The organism is Thalassotalea sp. ND16A, from assembly GCF_000764205.1.
Classification (GTDB): Bacteria; Pseudomonadota; Gammaproteobacteria; order Enterobacterales; family Alteromonadaceae; genus Thalassotalea_A.
The window spans coordinates 51,943-73,974 of record NZ_JQDZ01000097.1; the positions used below are offsets into that span (position 1 = coordinate 51,943).

Sequence of the window (22,032 nt, forward strand, 5' to 3'; positions counted from 1 at the left end):
TTTCTATCTACCTGAGTCCTAAGGCCACATCTTCAATAATAAAATTACCGCTAAATAATGGATGCACATGGCCTTGGGTGTCAATTTCAAAAAAATCCTGCTCTTCACTGTTTAATCCCTGAAAACCATTAATGACTCCGTACACCCACACTTCCGGGTTTATATCTAATTGCTCTTGCTGGTGATATTCGAGGGCAGATAATTGCACTCCGGAGTCGATAACCTGACAAAAGTAGTTTTCAACCGCATTTTTAATGATGTTACTGTCAATATCGATGGATTCAATATCGTTAACATCAAACCCTTGCGCTTTGCGAAGTTCATTATTGCCAACATGGGCATGGCGAATCTGCTTGATACGGCTAACAATGTCGGCAAACAGGTGTTCATGCTCAATGTTATTGACATCAATGTTGGCCGGCTTAATGATTGCCTTGGCCTGATTAAATAATGGTGGCACATTATGTGCGGCAGAGTAATCTTTAATTTGGTGATCTGGCTTTTGTTGCTGATGTAACACAAAACCCTTTAACAGTTGCGAACGATGTAAATATTCTCTAAATTTTCCAAGCAAATCAATCAGTTTAGATTGGGCAATACTCAATTCCTGACTGATTTCACTATGGCTGCGCTGCAAATGCACCACCAGAAGGCGTCGTAGTTCACGAGAACTACCGGCAATGGCTGCCAGTTCGTCAAATTGAAACATTTCAAGTTGCTTACGCATTTCAGTAAGTTGGCTTTGGGCTAACTCATTTTCACGAATTTTGGCGTTAATTGAGGCAACATAACCAAACTCATTATGGATGCGTCGCCATAAATTACGCACATTCGATTTTAAACTATCGACCAGGCCATACACTTGCTCGGTTAAATCTTCCATATACACTTCAGCTTCAGCATAGTTTTGATGATGCAGCGCTTCTTTATAATGCGAAGTAACGGTTTTAATTGCCGCCAATTTAGTACCCATATTGGCATCGAGCTGACGGTTACGTTCATCCCTAAGATTGTTCTCGAGTAAGCCACGAATAGAACTTCTTAAGCGTAAATCTTCACCGGGCTCGGGCCGCCAAAGCACGCCTAAATTGATTAATTTATCTAATACTTTACCGTCAAAATCAAGCTCATTGACTCGCCCCGACAGGTACGTTTTCATGATCACATCGGCATGTTTTGCTAATGCTTTTAAAAACTTATTGCCGGCAACGTGCAAGGGATGACTCACAGCAGGTCTCCTTGCTTAATCGCTTCTTCGGCCTGCTGTGCCAGATTTAAGTGTTCACTATCGTCAATAAATCGGATGACTTCAAACAAATAATCGACTTTACCGGTTGCCAGATAAATTTGATTGTCCGGATTTGGTCTTAACAAATAGCCGAGCTCGGTTAAGCGTTTAAACACTAATTTTAATTGCGCATCAACCGAACTGCTGGTGGAGTTAAATAAACTGTATTTGGCAATTTTTGCTAATTGTTCACTAAAGGCTGGGGTATCTTCAATTACCGATTGCAGCTCATTCAAGCGCACCACTTTGCCTTCACTTAATGGTGCGTTATCGCCTTTGGCCTCTTGCACTAACACTAGCCATTCAACCAGCGGCAGCAGTGATGCGGTGATCTCACGAAATTTCTGAGCAACCACTTTGCGCTCACCTTCGTCAATCACTTGATAGGCGCAAAACAGTACTTCGCCATCGTTGGCATTGGCAATGGTGCGATTCATCATGTTTAGTTGCTGTTCTAATTCGGCAAAATTTTCGCTGTTTTGTAAAAACTGGAATGCCATTTCATCGCTGGTTTTGCAAATAAAGTCTCCACTGAGTAGGGACTCCATGACTCGTCCTTTTAAACTGATCATGCGATTTCCTCAACTTGTTGGCGTTGTTTTAAACGTTCACTGATAGGGTTTACTTTCGGTTGTACCATTCTCAGCTTTTGCTGTTTCGCATTTTTTTCAATTAAGTAACGATTTTCAAAAAAATGTAACACGTCAGATTCAGGATTAGGAAATGCACCAATCACGGTAATTTGATTGGCCTTACAGGCATCAAATATTTTCTTCACATTTTTATTCGCCAAGGTGCCTATTTCATCAATGGGCCAATGGACAATGGCTTTTGAATGGCCGCGCAATAACCGAGTAAAGGCCAATAAAAATTTACATAAGATAAGGTAAGCCATACCATGGCTTGATGATTCATTGAGTTGCCTGTCGGTTCTGATTATCAGTTCAGAATTCCCTTCTTTTAAATGCAGTTCAATATCAAGTAATTGAGCTATGCCACCGCCTGCGCCGCCAAGGGTCGCTTTACCTAATACCTCAAGCACTTCTTTAATGGTTTGGGTATATTCTTCATCAGGCAATGACGATTGTTGAGAGTCGAGCCATTGTTGATGCAGCTTATTAAAACGCATCAGTTTTGGCCAAAAATCAAATTCGGCTATTTTGGAACGAATTTTCACTTGCGAGTCGGAAACGCCATCAAGAAATAGCTCTTGATCAACCTCATTGGTAATGCGACGAGATTGCGACGAGATGCGTTTATCGATATCGGCCAATACGTTGTAATACTGAGTTAAGTCATTACCAAAATTCAAACCATTATTACGCACACCTTCTAAGTGTTGCGGTACCATTACCGTTAATAAGGTCTCAAGTTCGCTGACCATTTTACGTGAATCAAGCACGTCTATGCCCTGGGCGTTTTCAATTTGACAATCTCTGCGGGCACGCTCCCAGGTTTCGGTCAGGCTGATCCCTGATTTTTGTCCGATGGCGGTATCAAAATAACTAACAAAACTGTCGATGTCAGTGCTAGCACGGCGTTGTAGATCAAACAACTCTCGGCCTTCGATTAATCTCGCGCCTGCAGTTGCCGACTCCTCGAGCGGTTCGGTATGGGGCAAATGTAGTAAGGCAAACTGCGGTTTTAAGGTATTAATGCCAGAGGCTAACTCTTTTTGCTCTTGCAAGGCTTTTTCTAACTGCTGCAACTGTTGTTGTAATTGCTGTTTTTGCTGCTGATAGACGGCGACTTTTTCAATGAGTAAGCGTTCAGATTTTGCTTTCGCATCTTTTGCCGTCGACAGGGTTTTCAAATAGCTGGCTTTTTGTTTGGTAAATACCAGTTCATACCAGCGCACGTATTCATTTACGCTATCACGATGCTTGTTCGTCACCTCGATGTCATCTTTTAACTGTGCAATCGTCAGTTTTAATGCGGAGATTTGCTCAACATCCACTTCCCGTTTGGCCAATTCGTCTTTATACCATTTTTTACACGCTTTTAAGCCATCCTTATGGTGTTGACTACTCGATTGTATTTGGCTGATTATTTGCGCCAACTTCTGCTCTATATCGCCAATAAGCTGTTGCCAGTGTAGCTCGTGCTCCATTTTTTCATCATGACACTGAGTTTTGTGCTCAAGGCTTGCGGTTTGTTTATTTAGCGTTAATTTATCGGCTATTTTTTGATATTGCAGCAAGCTCTGCTGACGATCCTGTTTACGAATATTCAGCGCTTGTTTATGCTCTTCTTTGAGCTGGCTACGTTCTTCTTGCACCCGTTTTCGGGCACTTTGTTTGAATTGGCACTGCGAGCTTATACTCATTTGTTTTTGCTCTAATTCACGTACCGTTTTATTAATCGCTTCCAGCTCACTCTCTCCCTGGAGTTGCACATTCTCGGCAGTACGTAATTCTTGCTCAGCAAGGTCAAATTGTTGTTTCAGTTGGGTTTCAGTTTGTACCAGCTCAGAGTCGACAATGGCGTTGGTATCTAGCAACAAGCCATACAGACTTGCTGCCGTTTGCCCTTTCGCAACATCAGCATTGACCTCATCGCCAAGTGCTGGCGATAAATCGGTACGTGTTAATAACTCCGGGTTGATCACTTTTCCAAGTTGGTTTTCCCAGCCTTGATATTCGTTGCGTAAAAAGTCTAATAAAGTGTTCGACTCAGGGTGCAACCAACGTTCAATTTCGGCTAAACGGTTGTTGCAGGTAAAGACATTGCTGCGCGCTTTATTCAGTTTTTCGTTACTGCCAATTTGCTGATATTTAATTTGTTGCAACTCATCCTGAATGGTCGATAATTCCATCCGGGCCTGGTCTTCTTCCCCCTGTGCTTGTTCAAGAGTTGCCTCTTGCAACGCCATCGCCTGTTGCTCGTCACTCGTTGGCCCACTTAAATCGATTTCGGTTTTAATCGTTTGCAGTAACTGATTATTGTCATTGATTTGGCGATCAAAGCCCTGGTTAACCTCAAGCAATCTTCGTTCTTGATTAAGGTGTAACTCTTGCAAGGCTTTATGCTCTTGTAACTGTTTGTCACTGAGTTCGTCACGACAACGATCTTTTTGGCTATTGAGTTGCGCCAATTCTTTACTTTGCTTACTTTCCAGCTCAGCCTGACGCTTATGATAAGCGGCTTCCACATCCTGGTGCTCTGCGGTAAGCAGTAAATGCTGCTCGGTGGCCGATTGCAACTGTGATTGCCAGGTTGGAATATGATCTAAATTACCTTGATGGCGCTCAATGTCATGGTCTTGCCAAACATTAAACTCTTCATCAATCTTATCAAGGTGCTGTTCGCAAGTGTTCACCTCCGCTTTGGCAACAGATACATCGCGGTTTAGTTCGTCGCGTTGTTGCTCAAAACCCAGGTTTATGTCTTTTAATTGTTGTTTGTAGGCGCTGTGGTTGTGCTCAGCTTTGGTGATAGATTCACCCAGGAATGATAAGTCTGTCGATAATTGATGCCTTAATTGGCTTAATCTTGTTTCTGTTTGTTCTAATTGCGCATTTACCTTTTGCAACTTACGATATTGCGGCATCAGTTCATCAAATTGTTTGATTAACGAACATTCTTTGATCCAGTCATCCACTTGCGCTTTCGATATTTTGCTACTTGGCGTTTCCACGCCATCTTCTTCCAGGATGGCAGCGATCATCGCCTTGATGGTTTCCATCTTGCCTTCTTTCGAATGCACCGCTTTGATCAGCTTTTCAATATGACGTAAACGGGCATCGGCTTCACACAAACTAAAATAACGTGACGATGTTAACAAATCACGCTTATTACTGCTTAGTGCCATAACGGCTCGGTCATTTTGGATCACTGAGCGATATTCTTTATTATTTAACGCTTTACTGAAATGCACATTAGCACGGCGCATATTGCGTAAAATCTCAGTTAACGCTAATGAACATTTTCCCTGACCGGCATCACTAACTAAGTCGGCAGCAATAAAATCATCAACATCAAAGGCTTTTTCAATGAAGCGAAAGACCACCCCGGAGTTTGAGGAAGTAAGCACGGCCATACACATTTTGTCATCAAGGCGTTGATATTCATAAATGATAAAACTCGATTCTCGGGGTAAATACCAGGTTTGAAAATTATCACGAGTGGCAGGCACCACTTTATTTGGTGCTTCGCCGTAAAATACCGGAATTAAGCGTTGCAGCGTGGTTTTACCTGAGGCATTGGTACCACAAATGTTGGTGTGACCATTTACTTTCAGTTCAACCAAACCGGGTAAATGAGTATCGATTAATATAAGCCGTTTTAAGCCAGACATAATTGTTATTTTAAGCCGTTCATTAGTATTAAAAACTATATTATGACTGCGCGGCAGCGCTGTAAATAGGCAGAGTTCTAAAATGCAATATTTTTATATCAATTGCACAATTATCCTGCGAAAGATAAGCATAATCGAAAGGTAAATAGGTAATTAACAACTTTTTACAGATAGCAGTCCTAGTTAGTTATATTTACACCATCGTAATCCTTTTGGTTTACTGCCAATCTGTTTTTTCAATTAAGCCTTTAACAGTGAGCTTTTTATTATTGATAAAATTGTCCATTCATTACAAGCGGCGGCGAAAGCGTCTGATCTTGCCATTCCGGATGAAAACGCTTCAAAAGGCATTATTGGCGCCAGCTTAACCGAGGCGGCAAAAATTCTTTACCCTGGCATTGAAGAAGTAAAAATTGAGCAGTTGATCAAACATTACAAACAACAGTACCTAACGATAAATGCCACGCCATCAAAGTTATACCAAGACGCAATGCAGTTGTTAGTCAAACTGCACGCCAAAGATAAATAATTAGCCGTTGCCACAGGTAAAGGCCGACAAGGACTAGAGCGGGTACTAGCCGTATCCAATACCAAACAGTTATTTCATCTGACCAAAAGCTCGGACGATGCAAAATCGAAACCGCCCCCGGATATGCTTGAGCAAATTGTGCAGGAGCTTGAGGTTAAAGCAGAAGATGCATTAATGATTGGCACTTTGAATGGCGACCGGTATACAATGCGGCAACAACTAACCAAGGAATGCATTATGGCGTTATCTTCAAATAAAGCAAAAATCATTATTGCCGCTATTTTCCTCATCATCGTGGCCTCTATTGGCTACTATGTTATGCAAAGAGAGGCTGAACTTCCGCCAATGACGGTACAAGAGAAAAAAGCCAGGTTTAAATCATTGATAGTTCCGGCAGTTGAAAGTGTCTATCTCGAACTGATGCAGCAATACCAAGATATTAAGACCATTATTGATGCAGGGGAAAGCAATGATGAAGTTGAACAATTGAAAGTCGAATATAAAGTATCTACTGATGCACAATTATTAATGGCACTTAAACCTCACCCTAAGAGTATTGCCATTGCACAAGCCGCTATGGAAAGCTCTTGGGCAACGTCTCGATTTTTCAGAAAAGGCTATAATATATTTGGTGTTTGGTCATTCGATGAAGATGAACCACGTATTGCCGCACTACAAAAGCGTGGCGATAAAACTATCTGGGTAAAAAAATACGATTCTATTGAAGAGGCGGTTTACGATTATTACCGCACTTTAGCCCGCAGCGATGCTTTTGCCGAGTTTAGACAAACGAAAATGGAAACCAGTGATCCTTTTATTTTGGTAACAAAGTTGGATAAATACTCTGAAAAAGGCAGTCTCTATGGCGAGGAGCTTACTTCCATAATCAAATACAATAAATTTGATAACTATGACAGATAGCTATGGCTGGTAATAACGATCGAGATTAAAATCTGCAGTACAAAAAACGACCAAGGTAGCTAATTAGCTACCTTGGTCGTTTTTTGTTCACCAGGTGCAATCCATCAAAGGCTCTCGTATCTCTTCGACTGCCAATTCTACAGAAACAATAGCTTTACGTTTCTCGTTTCTCGTTTCTATCATAAATAAAAAAGCGCATCTTATCGACAATCAACTCCCCCGGAAACAACAAGCTCTTCGCTTCTCGTTTCTAGTCTCTCGTTCCTCTCACCTACGGCCCTTCGTGTAAAAAACGCTCCACCCGCTCAACCCGGCGAGGTTTACCTTGCAACACTATGGTGTCTTGCGCCTTGAGCACAAATTCAGCATCGATTTGGGTAAATTCATCATTACCACGCCGTATTGCCAATATATCCACCCGACGATTGGCTAAATCCAAGTCATTGATCATTTTACCATTGGCCCAGGCATCATCGGGTAATAAGGTAGGATGTACAAACTCCAAACGTTCTATCGCTTCGGCGCTCATGTCGGTATCTACCCCTGGATAAAAACCATGCAAGCGGTGATAATGAGTTTTACGCTCCATTTGAATGCGGCGCACAATTCTTGAAAACGGCACGCCAGACAAATTCAGAACTTGTGATACCAGCATCAAACTGCCCTCTAACGACTCAGGTACCACTTCATTCGCCCCGGCTTCTTTAAGCAGCACTAACGCGTCATCATTACGAGTTCTTACCAGAATTTGAACATTCTCAGAAATTGATCGCACTTTTTGTACCACATCGAGTGATTGCTCGGCCGCGCCATAAGAAATGACCACCAGTTTGGCCTCCTTTAAATTGGCCGCATGTAAAATTTCGCTTTGCCGAGCCGAGCCAAACAGCACATTTTCTCCCGCTTCTCGGGATTCATTCACCCGAACCGGGTCGATATCAATGGCGACAAAGGCAATATTTTCCTGCTTTAAAAAGCGGCTAACGGTTTGCCCTACCCGGCCAAAACCACAAATCACCACGTGGTTGTGAACTTTTTTCGCGCTAACCTGATGTTGTAATTCATCTTCGCTCGGCTTCGAATCGTAAGTTATCGCCACCGACCACTTCCGCGAATTTTTGATCATAAATGGGGTGATCGCCATCGAAATAATGCCGGAACCCAACAATATTGAAGTATGTTCGGGAGATAACACATTTACTGATGCGGCTAAAGAAATCAGCACAAAACCGAACTCGCCCATTTGGGCCAACATAAACGCAGATGCCCAGGCATCTTTAGTCGACTCCCCGGCTTTTACCGCCAGATATCTGACCACCAATATTTTTATCAACATAAAGCCAACGACTAATAATAGGATGGTAAGTGGTTGGGTAAAGAATAAAGTCGGATCAAGTTTCATTCCTACCGTGACGAAAAACAAGCCTAAAAGAATGTCTCTAAATGGTCTGATATCGGCTTCAAGTTGATACTTATACTGTGATTCACCTAGCATCATACCCGCTAAAAATGCGCCTAACGCCATCGATAAACCAAAAAATTGAGTAAGGCCAGCAGCAAACAAGGTAACAAAGAGGGTGGTTAACACAAATAGTTCATCGGTTCTTACTTTCGCCACTTGATTAAACAACCCTGGCAGTATCCATTTGCCTACCGCTAGTAATAAACCGATAACAAATACGCCTTTTAGTAGCGCCATTAATAGCGCTAATAACATCGAACCATCGCTGCCGTCGGCTAACAAAGGAATAATGATCAATAATGGTACCACGGCGATATCCTGAAAGAGCAGCACTGCCACGGATATTTGCCCGGATTTACGTTTTATGGAACCGGATTCATTTAATTGCTTAATCACAATGGCCGTCGATGATAGTGCCAGAATGCCGCCTATCACCATGGCAGTTTCTATGCTTAATCCTAGCAATAAGGCAATGATAAAAAATATCGCTAAACTAATGATTACCTGTTTCGAGCCAACGCCCATTACCAGATGGCGCATTGCCATTAATTTCGGTAATGAAAACTCAAGCCCCAAAGTAAACAGCAAAAAAACAATACCAAGTTCGGCAAAGTGCTCGTAGTCCAGGCTTTGACCCGTTACTGCAAAGCCATGTTCACCCACTAAGGTACCAGCCACTAAATAGGCGAGTATTGTCGGTAAATTAAGGCGACGAAATAGCCAGACAATGACTACAGCAGCAACTAAAATCGCGATTATTTCAAAAAAGTGGCCCACAAGTTTCCTTATTTGCTTGGTAAAGTAAAGCTGTTAGGTTAATTAATACCAAGTTGGTATGAAAGCAGAATCAAACAATAATACCGAAACCTGCTATTAACAATAGACTTTTTCATTTTTTTGCATAGATATGCAAAAAAGCAGACAGATATTCGCGAATTGTCACGATAGCTACCATACTATTGGTGAGTTAATTAAGGGCTTGATCGGTATAGTCAAAACCACTATATCATTATATGTATAAGTGCAGGAAGATAACCCAAAAGAAAAATCCGACCACGATCATACTGAATTAACAGACAATTTTTCGGTAGCAAAACAGTTGCATCAGGGTTTTTGTTTAGCTGATGTTATTGTCGAGCCAGATCTTGGTGTGATTATCAGAAATAATGAACGTCACCATCTGGCGCCGAAAGCGATGGAAATATTAGTATTTTTGGCGGCTCAGAATTGTGAAATTGTTTCCCGCGAACAGATCTTGGCATTTGGCTGGGGCGATTTAAGCGCATCAAAAAACAATATTACTCACATCGTCAGCGAAATACGCCACGTTCTCGATGACCACAAAGAATGTCCAACGTTCATCCAAACCATTCCGCGTAAAGGCTATCGTATGATGGTAGCGGCAACAGAAAAACCTGAGTTAGGCTTATTTGGTTTTGCCAAGCAAGCAAATTCAACGCTAGCAACTTCAGCCGGCAAATATAAGCTACCCATTTCAATATTTGTGTTTATTATTTTATCGTCAATCTATTTTTTGTCTGGTCACCTCATTACCAACATAGAGCAAACCGAAGAGTTACCGGCACCGCAGCACACCATCAAAAAGCTTAACGTAGTGAAGAATGCCGTGGCGGTATTATCTTATCAATCAACGAGTCCGTTAATACCCAACTATATGATCTCAGGTCTGCAAGAGGAGTTAATTAACTTTATATCGACCAACCCAGAGTTTCAGGTAGCCTCATTAAGAGCAATTAATTCGTTAAACATCGATGCCAACATTGATGACATTAAAGACAGACTTGGCGTGCATTATATTTTAGAAGGCAAAGCAAAACTGGAAAATGAAACCATAGTGATCAATAGCCGTTTAATTGACACCACCTCCGGTTTTCAAGTCTGGGGTGTGGAAACCCGCGGCGAAAAAGAGCGGGCATTTGATATTTACCAACAACTTTCCCGCAAAGTGATCAGCGCCTTGCATCTACTTGTACCAGACGAACACATTGCCAGCAACAATAGCAATAACATGCCGACTTTGAGCTTTGAGGCCTACGATGCATATTTGCAAGGCAAAGCCGAATATCGTAAATCAAAAAGTATCAGCAATTTAACTGCTGCACAAACACTACTGATGCAAGCGCTGGAGTTAGATCCTAAATTTAATCAAGCGTCAGCGGCCTTGTGTGTGACCTACATGGAGCTTTATCAGCTAACCGACAATCCTGAACAATACAAACTTGGAGTCAATGTTTGTGAACTAACTGCGACCAATCAGTCGATGGGCTATGAGGCATATTTGGCGTTAGGAAAACTGAATATGATTAACGGCAGTCACAATAAAGCCATCCATAATTTAGAAAGAGCCCGCAGCCTTAACCCTGAGTCGTCTGAATCTATCACTTCACTTGCCAGAGTGTATTTTGATCTGGAAGACAATAATAAAGCAGAAACCCTGTATGAACAGGCAATAAATATCGAGCCAACCTATTGGCGCAACTATTATCAATTCGGAATTTATTATTATTCCACCGGCCAGTACCAACAAGCGCTTAGGCAATTTAATATGGCCATTTTATTAAACAATAACGTTGCCTTAGCCTATAACGCTTTGGGTGGCACCCATTTTTTGCTAATGCAATGGGAACAAGCCAGTATCGCCTGGTCAAAAGCATTGTCCATAGAACCAACGGCGCTCACGTTTTCCAACCTTGGCACCAGTTTATTTTTCTTACAACAATTTGATGATGCCGCCGATATTTACCAGCAAAGTACGAGATTAACCCCTGATGACAATATTGTCTGGGCAAATTTAGGGGATGCTTATAAATATTCAGAAAATCAAAAAGGTAAATCAATATTCGCGTATAAAGAAGCACTAAGACTTGGCTTAGAAAAAGAAATTATTAACCCTTTGGATGTTAATTTACAGTCTCAGTTAGCCCGTTATTATTCTGAATTACAACAATGCGATACCGCCGACTCTTATCAGCAAGTGATCCTTAATCAATCGCCAAATGATCCGTATATTTATTACGGTTTAGCCTTGGTCGCGATCAATTGTGACCGTAAAGCTGAAGCTGAATTAATGATAAATAAAGCCATTAAATTGGGCTACCCAAAAGCGCTTTTATTGGCAGACCCGCAATTTATAGCCTATAAAGAACAACTTAGTCTGAATAAAGAGGGCGAATAACCGTTAGATTTAGTCGCTCGTTTTTAAGTCCTGTAGTGCTGTTCGGCGCTCTGCTGCCGTGCAGCCGACAAACATTCGTGCATAGCGAATCGCGTAAGCAAAACGCTCAACGCCGACAATATTGATACAATCAAAGAAAAAGTCTTTAGGCAAAGCGTAGGTTTTCACATAAAAGTCTATTGCCTGAGTGATATCCGCATAGGTTACGCCATCGAAGACAAACTGCCGGCCTATGGTGCTATCCACAATTTGCTCGCCGTTACACCAGAGCGGCCAGCCCGAAAAGTTCACCCGGTCTCTGGCAATCTCAAACATATTCCAACCACTTTTAGCAAAGCCTTCAAAATTTCCACCTTCAAAACCGGCGTTGGCAAGCTCGCTTTTACTCCAGTTTTTACCAATCGCCAAATCTTTTTGATAGCGTTTGGCTAGTGCTTTTTTCACTTGCTGACGACATTGCCAAATATTGTCGGCATTTGCTGTACGCACTAACGATTTACATTCTCGACATATTGGCAGTGAAATGGCTTGATGATCACAGTCTTGTAAGCGTTCTTTATTGGTGGGAAATAGCAAGCGAATTTCGGTTGGCTCCTGGCAGAACCAGCAACAATGGCGGAAATGAAAAGGCGTATCAATTTCTTGATGCGCCATACTCGAATCAGCCGTTTGTTGTAAGCTTTGCTCGCTCTGATAAAACTGATCGGTATCGGCTGTTGCAATCCGTTGCTTGTGGGGCACCGCTTTATGCTGATTATCCATGCTCATAAATCTATTATGTAACCAGGAGGCTTACTTAGAATATCGGCTTTTACGTCGAACTTTCGCTTTTGGACGACCAACGTCCGCGCGTTTTTGTTCTACTTTGCGGTTCTTATCTTGTTGCGCCTGATATCTGTTTTTATTACTGGCAGCGGCTTTTTTCTCCGCTTTTGAGGCATAATCAAGCGGATCAAATTCGTAACCAGGCAGTTTTACCTGCTCAATTTTATGGCCAATTACCGCTTCGATATTGCCTAAAAATTTATGATCTTTCGGTGACACTAACGATATCGCAGTGCCCGACTTACCTGCTCTACCCGTTCTGCCGATACGGTGAACATAATCTTCCGCTAAAAATGGTAAATGATAATTCACCACATATTGTAAGTCGTTGATATCAATACCACGAGCGGCAACATCGGTGGCAACCAAGACTCGAACTTTACCGGCGGCAAAATCTTCAAGCGCTTTATTACGAGAGCCCTGCGATTTATCACCATGGCATAAACTCGCCTTGATACCATCAAGCTTTAACTCTTTGGCGATTTGATTGGCACTGTCTTTAGTACCGGCAAACACCATCACTTGCCGCCAGTTATTTACGCCGATAAGTTCCGCTAATAACTCGCTTTTGCGCTCTTCGACTACCGGGTAAACAAAATGTCTTATTTTAGCGGCTGTGGCATTTTGCTTTGCTGTTTCAATCAACCTTGGGTTGGTCAAAAACTGCTGTGCCAGTGACTTCACTTTATTGGAAAATGTGGCGGAAAATAATAACGTTTGATGCTGGTGTTTAATGCCGGCGATAACTTTTTCAATGTCGGTTAAAAAGCCCATGTCTAGCATACGGTCGGCTTCATCGAGCACCAAAAACTTCACTTGCGATAAGTTAACATTGCGTAATTCAACATGTTCAAGCAAGCGACCTGGCGTTGCCACTAAGATATCGGCGCCTGCTTTCAGTTTTTTTTCCTGACTCGCTGAACCAACACCACCGAATACAGCGGCAGTGGTTAGCTGAGTAAATTGGGTGTAATTACGGACATTGTCGGCAACTTGAATCGCCAATTCACGAGTTGGTGTTAAAATTAACGCTTTTACTACCGGTACGCTAGAGCTGTTCGCTTTTAACAACTGTTCAATTATTGGTAATGCGAACGCTGCGGTTTTTCCGGTTCCCGTTTGCGCACTGGCAAGAATATCTTGTCCTGCTCTAAATGCCGGAATTGCACGTTGCTGGATCGGCGTCATGCTTTTGTAGCCGCACGCTTTTACGGCTTTTAATAAGTCTTCTGGCAAGCCTATTGAATCAAAACTCATGAGGTGTCCTGTAACTAGTTTGGGTAGTACCAACACGCCTTCTTTGATGACATTTTGGTATTCAGATAAATAATGGCGCAAGCATAGCAAAAAAACGCTAATGATTCAGAAGTTTCACACCAAGCTATAAAAGCAGAGGGATAATGTGGACCATACCTCTGCATTGACGATTAATTGCTGACAAGCAACATAATACTAACGAATGCGGGTGTTTTCTTCGTTCCAAATATCCGCGGTTAAATTCATTTCTCGTTCTTGCTCTTTGCTGGCAATAAAACGGGGGATCTCGCCTTTGTCGATATGACGGTTATAATCTTTCGCTAAGGTGATGATGGTCTTGCTGAGTAACGTTATTGCCACAATGTTTACTACTGTCATCAGCCCAACGGCCAAATCCGCCAAACCTATGACGTCTCCTAAGGTGGCAATAGAGCCGTAGAAAATCATCCCTAAAAATACCGAAGTAAACACGATACGACCAATTTTATGATTCATTTTAATAAAGGGTAAGGCATTTTCAGCGTAGGCAAAATTGGCGACGATTGAAGTGAAACCAAAAAAGAAAATCGCCAGTGCGATAAAGTCGCTGCCCCAAAAGCCAACTTCGTTTTCAAGCGCTTGTTGGGTTAATTGAATGCCGAAGGTTTGGTCAAGCTCAATGCCACTCAATAAAATGATAAAGGCGGTGCACGAACAAAGGACAATGGTATCAAAGAATACCCCGAGCATTTGCACATAGCCTTGTGAAGCGGGATGTGGCGGATAAGGCGTAGCCGCGGCGGCGGCATTCGGCACACTGCCCATGCCGGCTTCGTTGGAATACAAGCCGCGTTTAATGCCTTGCATAATTGCCGCACCAATCATACCGGAACCGGCTTCTTTAAAGCCGAGTGCAGAACTGACAATATCGCTAATAACGCCTGGAATATGGCTAAGATTAGTAAAGACCACCCATAACGCAACCAGCAAGTAAGCGGCGCCCATAAACGGCACAACCATCTCTGAAAAACGAGCAATTTTCTTCATCCCGCCTAGCACAATCACGGCGGAGAACACCGTTAAAAATGTACCGGTAAAAATTGGTTCAATGTTATAAGAATACTGAAGTGCTTCGGCAATAGAAAACGCTTGTGGCGCCGAAAAGATAATGCCGTAACCAATAAATAAACAGACCGAGAAGAGCAAGGCCAGCTTTGGGCTTTTTAAGCCTTTAAGCATGTAAAATGCGGGTCCACCACGATAATTGCCATCGTGATTTTCTTCTTTGTATAGCTGGCCTAGGGTACTTTCGGCAAAGGCCGTGGCCATGCCAATTAAGGCAATCACCCACATCCAGAATATTGCTCCCGGGCCACCTAATGAAATGGCAACGGCGACTCCCATAAGGTTGCCGGTGCCCACTCTGGCCGCTAACGAAGTACACAGCGCCTGAAAGGAGGTAATGCCGTGTTCATCGCCGGTGCGAGAATTTTTCATTACCGAAAACATATGACCAAAATGACGAAATTGAATGGCCCTTAAACGAACCGTAAACCAAATACCGGCGATCAGCAACAATGGAATTAATACATAGCCCCACAAAATACCATTTGCAAAGTTAACGATGTCATTTATCAAAATTTTTTCCTGTGCTGTTTTTTGTTGTCGCTGACTCGCTATTGGTTCAAATCATAGCAAGTCAGGAACTTAAGGTTTAATAATAGTGCGGCTTTGACAATAATTATATTTAATTTTTACTATTTTGGGTTAACAAGGCTTTTAATTCAGAGAGTTGCACTTGTAACTGTTCAATTTGTGCACGACTGGCCGGTTCACCACCGTCACCGCTTTCGCCATGGGTTTTCGCTCGTTCAATTTCATGCTCCGTCGCCATCACTTCTAATACCGTACCTACCATCATATTTAAAAAGATAAAGGCGGTGAAAAAGATAAAGGTGATGAAATATATCCAGCTTAACGAATATACGGTCATGGTTTCGTACATCACATCGGTCCAATCTTCAAAGGTCGCAACACGAAACAGGGTCAATAACGATACCGACACATCGCCCCATAAAAACTCATTAATTTGACTGAATAAAATACTGCCAATGGCGGCATAAATATAGAAAATGACAAACATTAACAAGGCAATATAGCCCATACGCGGAATGGCTTTAAGTAAGGCGTTAATCAGCAAGCGTAATTCCGGTACCATAGACACTAAGCGTAATACCCTAAACACTCGTAATAAGCGTGCCAATAACACCCCGGAGCCACCAGCAGGGATCAAGCTACCAATGACGATTAAGCTATCAAACACGTTCCAGCCATTTTTAAAAAATGATTTTTTATCATCGTTAGCCAAAAATCGGATCACAATTTCAACCGCAAAAAATGCGGTAATGCTCAAATCCAATATCGACAATACGGTGATAAGCTGCGCCGGCAGATCATGGGTTTTGGCGCCTATAAGCAACGCTGAGATAACAATCACCGTGATCACCACGCCTTGAAAGAATTTGCTCGAATCGATACGTTTTAGCTGGTTTTGAAATAAAGAAATACTAACGGTCATTGGCTGAGTAAACATTGCTGGAAAATTAAAAAGTGCTGATGATATAGCGATAGTCATGCAAAGTTCAAGCAGTAAATTGTAACAATACCAAATCCGACAATTTATTGACCAATAAATTGTCGGATTTGGTATAGTCACTCAGAAAAGAAAAGTTGAAGGCTAAAATGAATCTAACTCAAATAATCCAATTGTTATTGCTGGCCGGCATTTGGGGGGCGTCGTTTATGTTTATGCGCATTGCCACACCAGAATATGGACCGGTAGCGTTAATTGGCGTGCGTGCGATCATTGGTTTTATAACGCTGTTGCCATTTTTTATACTCTATAAAGGCGGGCGCGATTTTAGCAAACACTGGTTTGGTATTTTTATTGTTGGCATTACCAACACCGCCATCCCCTTTCTACTCCTGGCGTTTGCCACGTTAACGCTTACTGCCGGCCTCACTTCAATACTTAATGCCACCGCGCCTATTTTTGCCGGGCTGATAGCTTTCATCTGGCTTAAAGAGGCGTTTTCCGGGCGCAAGGCCTTGGGCTTGCTCGTTGGTTTTTCTGGGGTGGTGACCTTATTTTTCAGCAAAAGTGATGTTGGCTTTCAGGCAACCGCCATCGCCATTATTGCCGGCCTGATCGCCGGGCTTAATTACGGCTTTGCCGCCTGTTATACCAAAAAGCAATTAACGGGTGTGAGTACTTTAGCCATCGCCACAGGCAGCCAATTTTTTGCCGCGCTGGTTTATCTGCCATTTTTGCCAAGCTTTTGGCCTGTCGCCGAGGTAACTGATTTGGCCTTCTATTCTGCCATTATCCTTGGGGCAATCTGTACCGCACTGGCTTACATCCTTTATTTTCGACTCATTGCCTCAATGGGTCCGGAAAAAGCGATCACGGTGGCGTATTTGATCCCGGTGTTTGGCATCATTTGGGGCGTATTGTTTTTAGATGAACAGGTAACTGGCATCATGTTGCTCGGCGGTGTGTTAATCATGCTTGGGGTGAGCTTAACCACGGGCGTGATCAAGAGAAAAGAGAAAAGCGAAAAGCCTGGCCAAAATACCATAACTCGAAACAACTCGTGACTAGGGTCTGTTGATCTTTGCGGTACAAATTTTGTTCAAACAGGCCCTAGCTATTATTTTTATATGGTAAATAGCGTTTAGCCGACTCGATATATTGTTGATGATAGCGCTTTTCTTCGGCAATAAAGTCACTGATCGCCTGTTGAAATTGTGGCTGCTTTATTAGGTAGTTACCATAGCATTTTACCGGTTCAAAGCCACGGGCGAGCTTATGCTCTCCCTGCGCTCCAGCATCAAAGCATGATAACTTGTGCTCAATACAATATTCTATGCCCTGGTAATAGCAGGTTTCAAAATGCAAAAAATCGTACTCCTTACTACAACCCCAATAACGACCATATAAATGGCTGTCAGACCTAAAAAATAAAGCACTGGCAACTGCTTCTTCATTGTCATTGCGAACCTGAAGTAATAACACCTTATCGGCCATTGCCGGGCTTAACCGGATAAAGAAGTCAGCGTTAAGATAGCCTTGATGTCCTGAGCGTTTTAGGTAGGTTTGTTGATAGAACTGATAAAACAACTGCCAGTCTTTGCGGGTTATTTCAGCGCCACTAAGCCAGTTAAAACGTAGACCTTGTGTGGTTACTTTGGCGCGTTCTTTTGAGATATTTTTGCGTTTGCGTGACGTCATGGTTGCGAGAAAACCGGCAAAGTTTTGATAATCTCGATTAAACCAATGGTATTGAACCTCGCTGCGCTGTAGTAATGGTTCGTGATCATCAATTTGGGTAATCTGCTGTAAGCTATCACTGGTCGCTTTATCGATAAATAACCATTGAAAATTAGAGGCGTTATGGTTATCTAGCGCAACATTAATCGCCGCTAATATCACTCGATGAATGGTTTCACTGTGCTCAACAAAGCGAGGATGAATCAAAATTCGTTTGCCTTGTGCTGGCGTAAACGGAATGCTGGTGACAAGTTTTGGGTAATAATTAATGCCATGTGACTCAAAGGCTTGCGCCCAGTTCCAGTCAAACATGTATTCGCCATAGGAATGCATTTTTACATAACAAGGCATGGCAGCAACCAGCCGGCTTTTCGCATAAACCAACAAATGCAGAGGTTGCCAACCCGTTTTTGCGCTAACACAACCACTCTTTTCTAAGGCATGTAAGAAACTGTATTGATAAAATGGATAGTTATCATTGAGCAGAGCTTGCCACTGTTGCGGTTCAACAAGCTCTATTTCAGGGATAAACTTTGCTGAAAATTCAGTCATATATCGCCATTTGAAATGGTTATTGGCAGCTAACTCGCTTCATTCAGAGCTACTTTTAATTAAGCAAAGAACACCAGAAAATATTTAATGATGTTTATAGATCACACCATCTTTCATCACAAAATCAACACGTTCAAGCTGACTAATGTCTTTTAACGGGTTTTTATCCATGGCGATAATATCCGCCAACTTGCCTTTTTCCAGGGTCCCCAAGGTCGCCGACTTATCAATAAGATCAGCAGCATTTACGGTAGCCGATTTTAAAATATCCATCGGCGCCATCCCGGCATTAAACATTAACACCGCTTCTTTGGCATTACTGCCATGCTTCGATACACCAGAGTCGGTGCCATAGGCTATTTTTACCCCACCCTGGTAAGCACGACTGAAGTTTTTCAGCATATCTGAGCCGACCCGAATTGCTTTTGCTTTGATTTCCTCAGACATAAAATCAGTGGTTTTTGCCAGGTTTACTACCGTGTCACCGGCTAATAAGGTCGGCACTAAGTAAGCACCCGAGTATTTAAACAACACAATAGAGTCGTCATCGGCATAACTGCCGTGTTCTATGCTATCAACTCCGGCCCGCAACGCCGCGTTGATACCTTCGGCGGCATGAGCATGGCTGGCAACCTTTCGGCCCAAAGCATGCGCCGTTGCCACCACTTCTTTCAATTCATCATCCGCCATTTGCTGACCGGTACCGGTGTTAGTATCGGAAAGTACACCACCGGTTGAAGCAATTTTGATCATGTCAGCACCATACTTAATGGCACTTCGAGTTGCTTTACGACATTCCATAGCGCCATCGCAAAGGGTAGTTGGGCTATATTTTTCGATCAGATCATGACGCATTCCATCTACGTCTAAATGTCCGCCAGTAACAGACACCCGGCCAGCGGCAATGATTCTTGGGCCGTCAATCCAGCCCTTGTTGATGCCATTGCGCAATGCATATAATGGTTGTGGGTTACCGCCTAAATCGCGAACAGTAGTAAAGCCTGCTAATAACGTTTTCTTGGCAAAGCTAACACTTTGCATCGCTTTGTCTTCGGCCGAAAACTTTAACGTATTGCTGACATTGTTGGCGCCATATTCAAACTGTAGATGCACATGCATATCCATTAAGCCGGGCATGACAAAGCTGTCTTTTAAATCAATCAATGTTGCGCTTTTATCAATCTCCTTAGCACGGATAAATCCGCTTTGGATATCGGTAATTTTATTATCGGTGATCACTATCGTTTGCTTGTTAAGCACAGTTTTACCTGGCACGGTAAGCAGTTGACCGGCATGAATGACCTTTATTTCTGCCGCATGTATCGAAAATGAGAACAATGACGTCAGCGACAAGATAACCACTGAAGCTATTTTATATTTGTTATTATTATATTTAGGGCGCACAACAAAAAACCTTATTTGTATACCAAGTTGACTAAATATCTGATCTTTTTTAATGGTTAAAACGAATAACTACTGCGTTATAAAATTTATAAGTAGAATAACTACTTACTAAACTTTATGGCTTGTATATATCCGTTTTCCCTCATGAAAAAGTAGACCACATACTTAATCAAATTGGTATTGTTTATCGATAAATTTTTATCCTGAACTATTATTAACATAAAGCTTATAAAGTTTTAATCATTATCTTTTCGTTGTTAATGTTACGCCACTTTTGTTATGAGGGATTATTGTTGAAAACTGTCAATCCGTTACTGTTAAAAACCTTAATTCTGGTGCTGTTAGTAGTGATCAGTTTCAGCGTGTTCGCCAATGCTGGCGATTGGTATCTAAAACCCAGTATCGGAGTGACAGCCTTTGATGATAGTGATGCTAATCTCAATTCGATGGTTAACGTAGATGAGAAAGTGAAGCTCGAAACCGATCCGGGATTAACCTATGGCATTGGTCTGGGCTATTTTTTTACCGACGATATTTCTTTGGAGCTAAGCTATTCATTTTTTGAAAATGACAGTGATTTTAAAGCGCAATCTGATAGTAATAGTTCTAAAGGGGATATCCGGGTGAGCTATGTCACCTTAAACAGTTACTGGCACGTACAACGCAAAGGCAATTTTCGCCCTTATCTGGGTATAGGCGGCGGAATTACTACCGATTCTGAATTGAACATAAATACCGATCAAAATGATCTGAGCTTAAGCAATGACGGGGATTTGGTTTTTCAATTGATGATGGGGCTTGATTTTGAAATAAATCGACAACTGGCGTTTTTGACTGAAATTAAATATACCAATATTGAGTTAACCGATCTTAATCAAGCTTCTGCGGATCAGCAGATAGACGATCTACAGCACAACCCATTTACTTTACAGGTTGCGCTGCTTTATTCTTTCTAATGCTGGTGGCCACCAGCGCCGTGGGCATGACCATGAGAAATTTCACTTTCTTCAGCTTCGCGCACACTAACCACGTCAATATCAAAATTTAAAATGTGGCCAGCTAACGGATGATTCGTATCAACCGTAACCATAAATTTACCTACTTTCAACACCGTAACCTGACGCTGGCCTTGTTCGGTATTCACTACAGCGACCATACCAGGCTTCCACTTATCACTTCCTTGTAGATGCTTGGCCGGCACCCGCTGAATAGCTTCGTCTAAATACTCACCATAGCCATCTTGTGGGGTTACTGTGGTGCTAAATTTTTCACCCGCCTGTTTACCTTCCAACGCATTTTCAACGCCTTGGATCATATTTTTATGGCCCCACAGTATCGCTATCGGCTCACCATTTGATGAATCTTCAATAATGTCACCCTTGTCGGTTTTTAACACATAGTGAAACGTGACTACGCAATCTTTACTAACTATCATGATTTTTCCTGCAAATTTTGTCTTTAAATAACTTGGCTTAATTATACCTGTCTTTATAGCAAGCGACATAAATATATATTCACTCTGCAATATTTGTATTACTTGCGATTAAAACCAGAATTAATGCCCTCCATCGCAATTCTAAGTTAATTCATCCTTGAATTAAAAAACCCGCCTAATCGAGATTAGGCGGGTTTTTATGCTTTCTGAACAGCGGTTTTAACAATTACTTGCTCTGTTATAGTGCTTTAAAAATCTTCTCAACTGAATCCTTCGCATCGCCGAATAACCATCTTGAGTGTTGTCTTTAAAATGCTACCTTATAGAGCTTTAAAAATCTTCTCAACCGAGTCTTTCGCATCGCCGAATAACCATCTTGAGTGTTGTCTTTAAAATGCTACCTTATAGAGCTTTAAAAATCTTCTCAACCGAGTCTTTCGCATCGCCGAATAACCATCTTGAGTGTTGTCTTTAAAATGCTACCTTATAGAGCTTTAAAAATCTTCTCAACCGAGTCTTTCGCATCGCCGAATAACCATCTTGAGTGTTGTCTTTAA

Annotated in this window: 15 protein-coding genes and 1 pseudogene; 5 read left to right on the plus strand and 11 right to left on the minus strand. The window is 42.1% G+C overall.

From position 1 onward, the window contains the following. Positions 1–7: 7 nt before the first annotated feature. The 3 genes from ND16A_RS05340 to ND16A_RS05330 are packed head-to-tail and all read right to left on the minus strand — an operon-like array spanning position 8 to position 5,585. Entirely contained in the window at positions 8–1,228 is a 1,221-nt protein-coding gene (locus tag ND16A_RS05340) for a hypothetical protein (RefSeq protein WP_033078428.1), read from the minus strand. Continuing rightward, positions 1,225–1,860 (minus strand): hypothetical protein, encoded by a 636-nt coding sequence (locus ND16A_RS05335; protein ID WP_033078429.1) that lies wholly within the window; start codon positions 1,858–1,860, stop codon positions 1,225–1,227. Before ND16A_RS05335 ends, ND16A_RS05340 begins: the two co-directional genes overlap by 4 nt. Then, entirely contained in the window at positions 1,857–5,585 is a 3,729-nt protein-coding gene (locus ND16A_RS05330) for an ATP-binding protein (RefSeq protein ID WP_033078430.1), read from the minus strand. Before ND16A_RS05330 ends, ND16A_RS05335 begins: the two co-directional genes overlap by 4 nt. A gap of 541 nt (positions 5,586–6,126) precedes the next feature. Between ND16A_RS05330 and ND16A_RS22025 the strand changes: the two are divergent. Continuing rightward, positions 6,127–6,285 (plus strand): annotated as a pseudogene (locus ND16A_RS22025) (HAD family hydrolase); the annotation flags it as partial. Between the two features lie 66 nt (positions 6,286–6,351). Beyond that, positions 6,352–7,035, plus strand: coding sequence for a glucosaminidase domain-containing protein (locus tag ND16A_RS05325; RefSeq protein WP_052073209.1), 684 nt, complete (start codon positions 6,352–6,354; stop codon positions 7,033–7,035). A 271-nt stretch (positions 7,036–7,306) separates the two neighbouring features. Here the strand turns inward: ND16A_RS05325 and ND16A_RS05320 are convergent, their stop codons facing one another. After that, the gene (locus tag ND16A_RS05320) at positions 7,307–9,274 is read right to left on the minus strand and encodes a monovalent cation:proton antiporter family protein (RefSeq protein WP_081945628.1); all 1,968 of its coding nucleotides are present in this window, start codon (positions 9,272–9,274) and stop codon (positions 7,307–7,309) included. Between the two features lie 244 nt (positions 9,275–9,518). Here ND16A_RS05320 and ND16A_RS05315 point away from each other — a divergent pair, with 244 nt between their 5' ends. Further along, positions 9,519–11,693, plus strand: coding sequence for a tetratricopeptide repeat protein (locus tag ND16A_RS05315; protein WP_033078432.1), 2,175 nt, complete (start codon positions 9,519–9,521; stop codon positions 11,691–11,693). 9 nt (positions 11,694–11,702) lie between these two features. Here ND16A_RS05315 and ND16A_RS05310 read toward each other — a convergent pair whose 3' ends face one another. From ND16A_RS05310 to ND16A_RS05295, 4 genes are all read right to left on the minus strand, one after another. Further along, complete coding sequence (locus ND16A_RS05310) at positions 11,703–12,455, minus strand: hypothetical protein (RefSeq protein WP_052073206.1); 753 nt, start codon at positions 12,453–12,455, stop codon at positions 11,703–11,705. A gap of 30 nt (positions 12,456–12,485) precedes the next feature. Further along, on the minus strand, positions 12,486–13,775 hold the full coding sequence (locus ND16A_RS05305; protein WP_033078433.1) for a DEAD/DEAH box helicase: 1,290 nt from the start codon (positions 13,773–13,775) through the stop codon (positions 12,486–12,488). Between the two features lie 195 nt (positions 13,776–13,970). Then, the gene (locus tag ND16A_RS05300; protein ID WP_235282177.1) at positions 13,971–15,392 is read right to left on the minus strand and encodes an alanine/glycine:cation symporter family protein; all 1,422 of its coding nucleotides are present in this window, start codon (positions 15,390–15,392) and stop codon (positions 13,971–13,973) included. 109 nt (positions 15,393–15,501) lie between these two features. Then, positions 15,502–16,332, minus strand: coding sequence for an ion transporter (locus tag ND16A_RS05295; RefSeq protein ID WP_052073210.1), 831 nt, complete (start codon positions 16,330–16,332; stop codon positions 15,502–15,504). A 164-nt stretch (positions 16,333–16,496) separates the two neighbouring features. On the opposite strand from ND16A_RS05295, the gene ND16A_RS05290 reads away from it, so the two are divergent. Next, positions 16,497–17,411 (plus strand): DMT family transporter, encoded by a 915-nt coding sequence (locus ND16A_RS05290; protein ID WP_033078434.1) that lies wholly within the window; start codon positions 16,497–16,499, stop codon positions 17,409–17,411. Between the two features lie 46 nt (positions 17,412–17,457). On the opposite strand, the gene ND16A_RS05285 is transcribed toward ND16A_RS05290, so the two are convergent. Together ND16A_RS05285 and ND16A_RS05280 are read right to left on the minus strand one after the other, a co-directional pair. Further along, a complete protein-coding gene (locus ND16A_RS05285; protein WP_033078435.1) occupies positions 17,458–18,636 on the minus strand; it encodes a GNAT family N-acetyltransferase in 1,179 nt (392 codons plus the stop codon). A gap of 84 nt (positions 18,637–18,720) precedes the next feature. Further along, on the minus strand, positions 18,721–20,040 hold the full coding sequence (locus ND16A_RS05280) for a metal-dependent hydrolase family protein (RefSeq protein ID WP_033078436.1): 1,320 nt from the start codon (positions 20,038–20,040) through the stop codon (positions 18,721–18,723). Between the two features lie 293 nt (positions 20,041–20,333). Here ND16A_RS05280 and ND16A_RS05275 point away from each other — a divergent pair, with 293 nt between their 5' ends. Then, complete coding sequence (locus tag ND16A_RS05275; protein WP_033078437.1) at positions 20,334–20,996, plus strand: OmpW family outer membrane protein; 663 nt, start codon at positions 20,334–20,336, stop codon at positions 20,994–20,996. Here the strand turns inward: ND16A_RS05275 and ND16A_RS05270 are convergent. Continuing rightward, a complete protein-coding gene (locus tag ND16A_RS05270; protein ID WP_033078438.1) occupies positions 20,993–21,475 on the minus strand; it encodes an FKBP-type peptidyl-prolyl cis-trans isomerase in 483 nt (160 codons plus the stop codon). The genes ND16A_RS05275 and ND16A_RS05270 overlap by 4 nt on opposite strands. Between the last annotated feature and the right edge of the window lie 557 nt (positions 21,476–22,032).